The organism is Enterovibrio baiacu, from assembly GCF_004120195.1.
In the GTDB taxonomy this organism is placed as follows: domain Bacteria; phylum Pseudomonadota; class Gammaproteobacteria; order Enterobacterales; family Vibrionaceae; genus Enterovibrio; species Enterovibrio baiacui.
In genome coordinates, this window is record NZ_SCHN01000014.1 from 189,434 (window position 1) to 200,019 (window position 10,586).

Consider the following 10,586-nt stretch of genomic DNA (forward strand, 5'->3'; position numbering starts at 1 on the left):
TGCAGTGCTTTATTGCCTGCCTCGAGGTATTGAACGTGGGTTATGAATGGCTCGCGCTGGCTGCCGCATTTTTGTGGGGGATATCCAGCCTAATCTCTGTCACACCCGCTCGCCATTTAGGGAGCTTTGCGTATAGCCGCTGGCGAATGGCTTGTGTGTCGATCATGCTGAGTGTACTTGCCCTGATAACCGGAGGGTGGGCCACCATTTCCTCTGACATTTGGTGGCCTATGGCGCTATCCGGCTTAATCGGTATCTTCATCGGTGATACTGCGCTGTTCGGTTGTATGAACCGCATTGGCCCTCGTCGCTCTGGGTTGTTGTACTCCTGCCACGCCGTCTTTTCTGCTCTGCTCGGCATCTGGTTATTCAGTGAAACCTTGCAAGGCTGGCGATTACTGGGCGCAGTGTTGGTGTTCTCTGGCGTCCTCGTGGCGGTATTTTTTCGCCAAAGCGGTGCAACGCATCAATGGGAAGAAACCAAAGGCAGTTTAGGCATCGCCATTGCGCTTGGTTTAACCGCTGCACTTTGCCAATCTTTAGGTGGTGTGATTGCTAAACCTGTGTTGACGGAGCATGTTGACCCCATTGCCGCCTCTGCTATTCGAATGATCGCTGCGTTCTTGGCACATGGCACCTTGGTGTTACTGCAAGTGCGCGTCGCCCAGCCCGTCAATCCAATGAACTGGCGCATCTTTGGTATGGTCGTCGTGAACGGGTTTCTTGCGATGGCAGTCGGCATGACACTTATTATGTATGCGCTGAAATGGGGCGAAGTCGGTACCGTCGCGCTGCTGTCTTCTACCACACCGGTGATGGTGCTGCCGTTGATTTGGCTTTTTACCAAAATACGCCCGGCACCAAGTGCTTGGATAGGCGCTGCGCTTGCTGTTGCTGGAACCGGGCTGATTGTTTCAAGCTAACAAGCCTTTACACATCAGTGCTTCGTATAAAAAACGCCGCTATCTGCGGCGTTTTTTTGTTTGGTACAGCCTCGATTCGATTACGCTCGACCAACAGGAAAGGCAATCACATCATCAATGTGAGATTTTCCTAGAGCAAGCATGATCAGGCGATCAACACCGAGCGCAACACCTGCACAATCAGGCAATCCATATCGAATCGCATCAATCAAATGATGATCGATAGGCTGTGTTTTCAGCCCCATTTTTTCACGTTTACGGTTATCTTCTTCAAAACGCGCGAGTTGTTCATCGGCGTTATCAAGCTCGTAGAAGCCGTTTGCCAGCTCAATGCCTTGGTAGTAAACCTCAAAGCGCGCCGCCACGCGCGGATCATCTTCGCACACTCTCGCCAATGCGGCTTGTGATGCAGGGAAATTATAAACAAACGCAGGAACAACCTGCCCTATTTTGCATTCAACGCCCATGCTGAACAGCAGTTGAAGCAGGGTGTCTCTGTCTTCTTCGCCTTCCGCGATATCAGAGAGCCCCAAAGAAGCCGCCACCACTTTCAGTTCATCCATCGAACCTTCTAGCGGGCACACCCCCAGCACGTTGAGAAATGCGTCTTGATACGTCATGCGCTCAGCCGCATCGCCGCCAAGGATGGTGCGCAACAGTGCATCCATCTCATTCATCAAGGCGTGATGATCAAACCCAGGTCGATACCATTCCAACATGGTGAATTCTGGGTTGTGGTAACGCCCCGCTTCTTCATTGCGAAACGCTTTGTTTATCTGGTAAATCGCGCCACTTCCTGCCGCAAGCAGTCGCTTCATATGAAATTCAGGGCTCGTCATCATGTACAACGGGATCCCTTTTGCATATCCCGGCCCCACAAACTCAGCACTGAATGTATGAAGGTGCACATCCGTGACGGTGGCTTGGCTCATGGCAGGCGTATCAACTTCCAGCACACCGCGCTCAGCAAAAAACTGGCGGATGGTGCTGATCAATGTTGCCCTAGCTTTCAAAGATGCAATGTCTGCAGTTGGACGCCAATGCTGGGTCATGTCATAAACTCGTGATGAACAGAATGGCCGGCATTGTAGCGCTCAGCCGAAAAGATAAAAACCCTGAAAAGCAACGCTTAAGGTGAAGAAAAACACCACATAAGCGGCAAGCCTTGCTCCCACTTTTTACTCTTTCATCCGCTTAGATGAACAGGGAGGGCCTAATTTTCAACTTTACAGTCAAGAATCATTCTCATTTTCAATAAAAAGTCTTTTTAAAATAGACAGTTAAATCAACAATCTGAAAGACACTGTTTACGTGTTAGAAACATGCCAAAGCACTCCGTAACCCACAATTAACACGCCTAATTCTTCATCAGAAACGACTCAGATCACAAAACGATGGTTATGCATGTCTCTGCCTAAGAAAGTCGAAACAAATACCCTTTCAAATCAAATTTTACGGCATGTAGGTCTAATAAGATGGGGACAGATTTTTAGTTTAGTGCGTTACGCATTATTTCATTTTTTAACATTCCTCCGGAGGATAGCTGTGAAAACTATTACCACAGATATCGCTGTCATTGGCGCCGGTGGCGCAGGCTTGCGTGCCGCCATTGCTGCTGCTGAAGCAAATCCAGATCTAGAAATTTCACTGATTTCTAAGGTTTACCCAATGCGTTCCCACACTGTGGCCGCAGAGGGTGGCTCTGCCGCCGTCATCAAGGATGAGGATAGCCACGATAACCACTTCAACGATACCGTTGGTGGTGGTGACTGGCTTTGTGAACAGGATGTTGTTGAATATTTCGTTGAGAACGCCACTCGCGAGATGATCCAATTGGAACAATGGGGTTGCCCATGGAGCCGCAAAGAAAACGGTGACGTGAACGTTCGTCGTTTCGGTGGTATGAAAGTTGAGCGCACTTGGTTTGCGGCCGATAAAACCGGCTTCCACATGCTGCACACGCTTTTCCAAACATCTATCAAATACAAACAAATCAAACGTCTAGACGAATACTTCGTTGTCGACCTTTTGGTTGTTGATGGTGAAGCTCAAGGCCTAATCGCCATTCACATGTCTGAAGGTGAATTGGTTTGTATCAAAGCGAAGTCTGTTGTTCTAGCAACAGGTGGCGCAGGTCGTGTTTACAACTGCAACACCAATGGCGGCATCGTAACAGGTGACGGCATGGCGATGGCATACCGTCACGGTGCGGCACTACGTGATATGGAATTCGTTCAATATCACCCAACAGGCCTACCTGGCACGGGTATCCTGATGACCGAAGGTTGTCGTGGTGAAGGCGGTATTATCGTGAACAAACACGGTTACCGTTACCTACAAGACTACGGTATGGGACCAGAAACCCCAGTCGGTCAACCAAAGAACAAATACATGGAACTGGGTCCTCGCGACAAAGTTTCACAAGCCTTCTGGCATGAGCAGCAAAAAGGCAACACCATCAAACATGCATTGGGCGATGTTGTGATGTTGGATCTTCGTCACCTAGGCGAAGAGTACCTCAACGAGCGTCTGCCGTTCATCTGTGAACTGGCAAAAGCGTACGTGAACGTTGACCCTGCAAAAGAGCCAATTCCAATTCGTCCAACCGCGCACTACACCATGGGTGGTATTGAAACTAACGGTAAGAACGAAACCGCTATCAAAGGTTTGTTCGCTGTGGGTGAATGTTCATCTGTTGGTCTTCACGGTGCAAACCGTCTTGGTTCTAACTCACTGGCTGAGTTGGTGGTATTTGGCCGCGTTGCGGGCGAAGGTGCCGTTGAACGTGCTCGTGAATTCGCTGGCTGGAACGACGAAGAAATCGCGCGTCAGGTAAAAGCGGTTGAAGCACGCATCGATGCGCTGATGAATCAAGAAGGCGATGAGAACTGGGCTGATATCCGTACTGAAATGGGCCATTCCATGGAAGCGGGTTGTGGTATCTACCGTCGTGAAGATTTGATCCAAGCCACCATCGATAAGCTGACTGAACTGAAAGATCGCTACAAGCGCATTAGCATCAAAGACAAAGGCAAAGTGTTCAACACTGACCTTCTGTATGCGATTGAAGTAGGTTACGGCCTAGAAGTTGCTGAAGCAATGGCGCACTCCGCGTTGCTACGTCGCGAATCTCGCGGTGCACACCAACGTCTAGACGAAGGATGTACTGAGCGTGATGACGTGAACTTCCTGAAGCACTCTTTGGCGTTCTACAACAAAGATGCTGCACCGACCATCAAGTACGGTGACGTTAAAATCACGAAATCTCAGCCTAAAGCTCGTCTATACGGTGCTGCAGCGGAAGAAGCAGAAGCAGCTGCGAAAAAGGCCGAGAAAGCAGAGCAAGCTGAGAAGGAGCAGGCATAATGTCAGCAAATCGCATTCAAAAAGTAAGCATTCTTCGCTACGACCCAGCGAAAGACGCAGAGCCGCGCCTGCAAACTTTCGACGTGCCGTTTGATGAAACCATGTCTGTGCTTGATGCACTGGGTTACATCAAAGACAACCTAGACAAAGATCTGTCTTACCGCTGGTCTTGCCGCATGGCGATCTGTGGATCTTGTGGCCTAATGGTTAACAACGTACCAAAACTGGCATGTAAGGCATTCTTGCGTGATTACCCAGATGGCGTGACCATTGAACCACTGGCTAACTTCCCTATCGAGAAAGATTTGATCGTTGATATGACGCCGTTCATCGAGCGCCTAGAGGCTATCAAACCTTACATTCTTGGTAACGATCGTACACCTGAAGACGGTCCAAACAACCAAACACCTGAGCAACTTGCTCGCTACAAGCAATTCGCAGGCTGTATCAACTGTGGTCTTTGCTACGCAGCATGTCCTCAGTTTGGTTTGAACCCTGAGTTCATCGGCCCTGCGGCGCTAACACTGGCTCACCGCTACAACCTTGATAGCCGTGACAACGGTGCTCAAGAGCGTATGAAGCTGATCAATGGTGAAAACGGCGCATGGGGCTGTACCTTCGTTGGTTACTGTTCTGAAGTTTGTCCTAAGAACGTTGACCCAGCAGCGGCCGTTAACCAAGGTAAGATTGCGTCGTCTCAAGACTTCGTGATTGCGATGCTTAAACCGCAGGAGGCATAAGGATGTCTAACCGTAAACCTTACGTTCGCGAAATGAAACGTACCTGGTGGAAAGACCATCCTTTCTACCGCATGTACATGGTACGTGAAGCCACCATACTGCCATTGATTTTCTTCACCGCGTTCCTGACCTTCGGTCTGGGTAGCTTGGTGATGGGCGAAAGCGCATGGCAGAGCTGGTTAAGCTTCATGGCAAACCCAGTAGTGATCGCGATTAACATCGTGGCATTGCTTGGTAGCCTATACCATGCGCAAACCTTCTTCAGCATGATGCCGCAAGTGATGCCTATCCGTATCGGTGGCAAGAAGCTTGATAAGAAAATCATTGTGCTGGCTCAATGGGCTGCAGTTGCGGTGATTTCTGCCGTTATTCTGTTTGTGGTTTAACACCATACAAGTGAGGAGATAAAACGTGGTCGATTTGAATCCAAAACGTTCTGACGAACCAGTATGGTGGGGCCTATTCGGCGCTGGCGGTTCTTGGTTTGCAATGATTACCCCTGTGACCATTTTGGTTCTGGGTATCATGGCACCGCTAGGCATGCTTGATGCAGACGCATTGAGCTATGAGCGCGTATCAGGCTTTGTTACCAGCTTCATTGGTGCATTGTTTACGATTGGTACACTGTCTCTGCCTATGTGGCACGCAATGCACCGTCTACACCACGGTATGCACGACCTTAAGTTCCATACAGGAACTGCGGGCAAAGTGGCATGTTATGCCATCGCATTCTTGGTAACTGCACTGTCTGTGATTTTCATCTTCATGATTTAATCTATCAGGCATGAAAAAGGGAGCATTCGCTCCCTTTTTTGATCGTACTGCTTACGTACTACTGTTGCTTTGGCATCGTCTGTAACGCATCAGCCTTTTCCATCATACCCAATGCGCCTAGGCCAGTGATCACGTCTAGGTTGGTCGTCATCTTTCCGCTGTTACCACCACCAAAGTAATGCTTAGGCACTTCAATCTTGAAGTCTTTCAAGTTGTTGTATAGTGCTGTCGAGGTATCACGGTGTAATTCCGCTAAGTACACATCTCGGTTAGAACCATAAGCGTCATAGGTCGCTTTCAGTACTTCTGCCTCCGCTTCACCTTTTGCCAGGATCGCCATGGCTTCAAACTCTGCTGCTTTGGCGTTCGCTTGTTGAATGGCAAGGTTTGCCTCTGCGATTTCAAGCTCCTTGGCTTTTTCTACAACAGCAAGCTGCTTCTTCTTCTCAACCTCAACGATCTCTCGTTTCGCAATCTGCTGAGCGACAGCGACCTCTTTTTGTTGCGCAATAACAGCAAGTTCTTTGGCACGTTGCGCATCCTGCACTTCACGAGTTCGTTGAATTTCTTTTCTCAACTGCTCCGTTTCTGCCTGCGCTTTTGAGGTTTCTTGCTCCTGAATAGCTCGGATGCGATCAGCCACCAGTCGCTTTTTATCCGCCAGCAATTGGTCTAACTGCTTCTCAGGCTGTGGGTCACCGATTGTCACCTGCGTGACCTGAATGCCGTATTGCTGCAATGGGTTATCTTGGCGAATCGGTTGTCCATTCCCATCTCGTACAGGCACGGTTTTCCAAACTAGCTGCTTGGTTCGCTGCAGCTTATTTGCATCGGACTGATCCAGCCCAACAGGGGCAAGATCCATTTGCTCCACCTCTACCTGACGACGTTCTGTCAGATAAATACCTTCGCGAAGCTGATCCCCAAGTTTTGATTTGAACTGATTCAACCCACCTTGGAAGAACTCTTCACCCGTATATTGCGTGGCTGTAATGACGGTGACATTTCGTGCATTTTTAACTAACAACGCATCAATCAGATTATTGTTGTTGCGAAACTCTCGGTGCATCTTCTTCACGGAGTCCGGATCTGGGCTCAACTTAAAGCGGAACGTGACCGGAATTTCCCCGATGTAGGTGTCAGCAAAGCGAACCTGAACAGGGTCGAGACGCTGATAAAAATCTTCACCCGTGTTATTCCCGAAAGACACTGTGATCACCTGATCATACTGCGTGATTTTCGATAAGAACGGCATTCTGAAATGAATACCAGGCTCGGTGAAGACATCAAGCTGGCCGGTGATATTATTCTGATGCACGTAGCTATAACCCGCATCTGTCATCAACACTGAACTATTAACGGTAAGACCCAGCACGACAAGGGGAATCCCCACAATGGCGGCTTTCAAGCCCGTTCGTGCAAACCGACGCTTTCCTTCTAAATCTAAGCTCTGTCCTAAGCTTTCTTTATCCATTTTATTTCTCCTTATTAGCTCTTGATGAGTAAAGCTTCTCGCCAACGGATTAATAACTCATCAACAACGCAGAGAAATGTAACAAATATTTTACCATTATAAAAATCGAAACATTCGGTATTATTATTCGTTTTTACCGATACATTTACCGAGAGAATTAGTACACAGAAAAAAGGCACAAAAAAGGCCGCCTAAGCGACCTTTTTAAAGCAAAGCTGATAAACCGTGATTACTTAACGCGGCTCACGTATTCGCCAGAGCGAGTATCCACTTTGATCACTTCACCGATTTGAATGAACAAAGGTACACGAACAACTGCGCCCGAGATCAATGTTGCAGGCTTACCACCAGTACCAGCAGTATCGCCTTTTAGACCTGGGTCTGTATCAGTAACTTCAAGCTCAACAAAGTTTGGTGGAGTCACCGCAATTGGGTTACCGTTCCAAAGTGTCAGCGTACAACGGTCATTCTCTTTCAGCCATTTGATGTTATCGCCAACCGCTTTTTCATCAGCAGCGATTTGCTCGAAAGATTCTGCGTTCATGAAGTGCCAGAACTCACCGTCTGTGTAGAGGTAATCTAGCTCATGATCCATTACATCAGCAGCTTCAACGGAGTCGCCTGACTTGAATGTTTTCTCTAGCACTTTGCCAGAAAGCAGCTTGCGGATTTTTACGCGGTTGAACGCTTGGCCTTTACCAGGCTTAACGAACTCATTTTCGATAATGACACAAGGTTCATTATCAAGCATAATTTTCATTCCACCGCGGAATTCATTGGTGCTAAAAGACGCCATGTCTATCCTCTTAACATCTTCGAAGTTGTCATAAATGCCGGACATAATAACCCGAAACGCATCGCCTGTTGAGCAAAAGTGGCTCAAAGAGATCGCAAATGCTGTCTCAGATCCTCAAATTCTTCTGCAACAGCTTGATATAGAAGCTATGCCATGGATGTCCGGCTTTTCTGCGCGCACCTTGTTCTCACAACGTGTACCACAAAGTTTCATTGCGAGGATGGAAAAAGGGAACCCAAATGACCCACTTCTACGTCAAGTCTTGCCCGTGGTTGAAGAGTTTGAAGAAACGCCAGGCTTCACAACCGACCCCTTAGAAGAGCAAGATAATGACGTTCCCGGTTTACTGCATAAATACAAAAACCGCGTGCTGATGATTGTAAAAGGTGGGTGTGCGGTTAACTGCCGATATTGCTTCCGTCGACATTTCCCTTATCAGGATAACAAAGGCAGCAAAGAAACGTGGCGCGAAACGATCGCTTACCTTCACGCTCACCCCGAAGTTGATGAAGTGATCTTGTCGGGCGGCGATCCTCTAATGGCAAAGGACCATGAACTTAAATGGTTAGTCGACGCGATTGAGACAGTGCCTCACGTTAAAAAGCTACGTATTCATACAAGACTGCCCGTTGTAATCCCATCACGTGTTACGGCAGCACTGGCGACGTTGCTTGAAAACACGCGCCTTAAGGTCGTCCTTGTCACGCATATCAATCACGCCAACGAAATCAACGATGAACTGCGCAACGCAATGGCAACGTTACGCCAAGCAAATGTCATCTTGTTGAATCAAGGTGTGCTTTTAAGAGGCGTAAATGACTCGGTCGATGCGCTTAAAAACCTCAGTAATGCCCTCTTCGATGCAGGTATTTTGCCTTATTACCTACACGTTCTTGATAGAGTGAAAGGGGCTGCTCACTTTCTTGTATCAGATGATGAAGCGCGTTCATTAATGGCGGGGCTGATCCAAGAAGTGTCAGGCTATCTTGTCCCTAAACTGACGAGAGAGGTTGGGGGCAAGGCAAGTAAAACACCGCTAGACCTCCATTTAGAATAAGGTTTGAACAAAGTAACCTATTGATAATTCGTTGATAGCAGGCAATGATAGCTTCTCTCTTACAAACCTTGGAGTTGCTATGACTGTCATCATTAGGCCTTCAGAGCCTCGCGATATTCCTGCTATTCAACAGTTATATTCTTGTCCCAACGCGCAAGCAGGTACTTTGCAACTTCCTCTCCCATCATTATCTTTATGGGAAAAGCGTATGAGTAACCTACCGGAAAATATGTATAGCCTTGTTGCTGAAGAGAACAACATTGTCATTGGCCAACTTGGTTTTCAGGTATGTGAAAATCAACGCCGTCGTCATGTCGGAGAATTTGGTATGGCTGTGCATGATGAACATTTAGGCAAAGGCGTTGGGAGTAAACTTCTTGAAAAAGTCATCGATCTTGCTGATAACTGGCTCAACTTACGACGCATTGAACTTACTGTCTATTGTGATAACGAGGCTGCAATTGGGCTCTACAAAAAGTTTGGTTTTGAAATAGAAGGAACCGCTATCGGATATGCATTTCGAAATGGCAACTATGTTAATGCATACCACATGGCCCGCATTACACCATCACGGCAAACACGCTAACCAGAGAAGTCTTGAAGGGGCTGACCCTAATCATCTAACGTCAACTGGTGCAAATCCACCAAAGCGCCTATATCGACAATATCAGCCTCTTCTCTGGACTCAATCCATTGTTTTATCGCTAACCTGTCTTGATCTGTCGCTGAACCAAAGCGTAATGATGACCCCACTACAAGTTCAATACTACTGATCCCACCGCCACCCACTAACAAGTGACGAGACTCTGCAAAGTCAGCAAGAGACTCAATAAATTCATCCAGCACATCATCACTGTCTGTATTGAGTTTTAGCGAAATAACAAAGCCAAACACGGCAAATTCATCAAGATAGAGCTTCTTCTTTAAACGCTTAGAACGATGTACTGGCATACATAAGACTCGTCTGGATTATGTGTCATTAGCATAGAAGCATTCGGACAAATAGTATTCTAGGACGTGAAAATTGAGACAAAGTGCATACTGAGAGTGCGAGAGTACGATCCAGTGTGTCTTTGGACTCATTCAGATGAAGATATATGTGCGCGTTTTTCTTCGCTTTTCCCAGGTTCCAGGACCCGCTCTTTCTGCTCTTCCTGCTCTTTCTCGTCCCTCGCCTTCTCAAGTCTCGTTTCTGCTTTTCTCCAGACGCAAAAAAGCCCTGACCATAAGGTCAGGGCTTTTTTAAATTCAAGCCTGGCGATGTCCTACTCTCACATGGGGAAACCCCACACTACCATCGGCGCTGTTACGTTTCACTACTGAGTTCGGCATGGAGTCAGGTGGGTCCATAACGCTATGGTCGCCAAGCAAATTTGTTAAAATCTGGGAAAATTCTGACTAGCTTTGTGTCTCAACACACATTCAATGTTCTTCTTGAGTCCGCTAAAACCCCTTG

The 10,586-nt window shown here is 47.6% G+C and carries 11 protein-coding genes and 1 rRNA gene; 7 read left to right on the forward strand and 5 right to left on the reverse strand.

Annotated features, from left to right (window positions below; all coding sequences use genetic code 11):
• The first annotated feature begins 35 nt into the window (after positions 1-35).
• Entirely contained in the window at positions 36-923 is an 888-nt protein-coding gene (locus EQP46_RS16525; protein WP_129494684.1) for a DMT family transporter, read from the forward strand.
• Positions 924-1,003: 80 nt separating this feature from the next.
• Here EQP46_RS16525 and epmA read toward each other — a convergent pair whose 3' ends face one another.
• Complete coding sequence (epmA, locus tag EQP46_RS16530) at positions 1,004-1,975, reverse strand: elongation factor P--(R)-beta-lysine ligase (RefSeq protein ID WP_129494685.1); 972 nt, start codon at positions 1,973-1,975, stop codon at positions 1,004-1,006.
• 493 nt (positions 1,976-2,468) lie between these two features.
• Here epmA and frdA point away from each other — a divergent pair, with 493 nt between their 5' ends.
• Genes frdA through frdD form a run of 4 tightly spaced genes read left to right on the forward strand, consistent with a single transcriptional unit; the run spans position 2,469 to position 5,803 of the window.
• Positions 2,469-4,289 carry a fumarate reductase (quinol) flavoprotein subunit gene (gene frdA / locus EQP46_RS16535; protein ID WP_129494686.1) on the forward strand — a complete coding sequence of 607 codons (1,821 nt, stop codon included), beginning with the start codon at positions 2,469-2,471 and terminating at the stop codon, positions 4,287-4,289.
• Entirely contained in the window at positions 4,289-5,029 is a 741-nt protein-coding gene (locus tag EQP46_RS16540; RefSeq protein ID WP_129494687.1) for a succinate dehydrogenase/fumarate reductase iron-sulfur subunit, read from the forward strand. The genes frdA and EQP46_RS16540 overlap by 1 nt, the downstream gene beginning before the upstream one ends.
• Positions 5,030-5,031: 2 nt before the next feature.
• Positions 5,032-5,415 carry a fumarate reductase subunit FrdC gene (gene frdC, locus EQP46_RS16545; protein WP_129494688.1) on the forward strand — a complete coding sequence of 128 codons (384 nt, stop codon included), beginning with the start codon at positions 5,032-5,034 and terminating at the stop codon, positions 5,413-5,415.
• Between the two features lie 25 nt (positions 5,416-5,440).
• The gene (gene frdD, locus EQP46_RS16550; protein ID WP_129494689.1) at positions 5,441-5,803 is read left to right on the forward strand and encodes a fumarate reductase subunit FrdD; all 363 of its coding nucleotides are present in this window, start codon (positions 5,441-5,443) and stop codon (positions 5,801-5,803) included.
• 58 nt (positions 5,804-5,861) lie between these two features.
• Here the strand turns inward: frdD and EQP46_RS16555 are convergent, their stop codons facing one another.
• Both EQP46_RS16555 and efp read right to left on the reverse strand, forming a co-directional pair.
• Entirely contained in the window at positions 5,862-7,277 is a 1,416-nt protein-coding gene (locus tag EQP46_RS16555; protein ID WP_129494690.1) for an SPFH domain-containing protein, read from the reverse strand.
• Positions 7,278-7,506: 229 nt separating this feature from the next.
• Positions 7,507-8,073, reverse strand: coding sequence for an elongation factor P (gene efp, locus EQP46_RS16560; RefSeq protein ID WP_129494691.1), 567 nt, complete (start codon positions 8,071-8,073; stop codon positions 7,507-7,509).
• 34 nt (positions 8,074-8,107) lie between these two features.
• Here efp and epmB point away from each other — a divergent pair, with 34 nt between their 5' ends.
• Positions 8,108-9,130 (forward strand): EF-P beta-lysylation protein EpmB, encoded by a 1,023-nt coding sequence (gene epmB / locus EQP46_RS16565; RefSeq protein ID WP_129494692.1) that lies wholly within the window; start codon positions 8,108-8,110, stop codon positions 9,128-9,130.
• Between the two features lie 79 nt (positions 9,131-9,209).
• Positions 9,210-9,716 (forward strand): GNAT family N-acetyltransferase, encoded by a 507-nt coding sequence (locus tag EQP46_RS16570; protein ID WP_129494693.1) that lies wholly within the window; start codon positions 9,210-9,212, stop codon positions 9,714-9,716.
• Positions 9,717-9,742: 26 nt separating this feature from the next.
• Here the strand turns inward: EQP46_RS16570 and EQP46_RS16575 are convergent, their stop codons facing one another.
• Both EQP46_RS16575 and rrf read right to left on the reverse strand, forming a co-directional pair.
• The gene (locus EQP46_RS16575) at positions 9,743-10,081 is read right to left on the reverse strand and encodes a 50S ribosome-binding protein YggL (RefSeq protein ID WP_129494694.1); all 339 of its coding nucleotides are present in this window, start codon (positions 10,079-10,081) and stop codon (positions 9,743-9,745) included.
• Positions 10,082-10,382: 301 nt separating this feature from the next.
• Positions 10,383-10,498: ribosomal RNA gene (rrf, locus tag EQP46_RS16580) — 5S ribosomal RNA — on the reverse strand.
• Positions 10,499-10,586 lie beyond the last annotated feature (88 nt).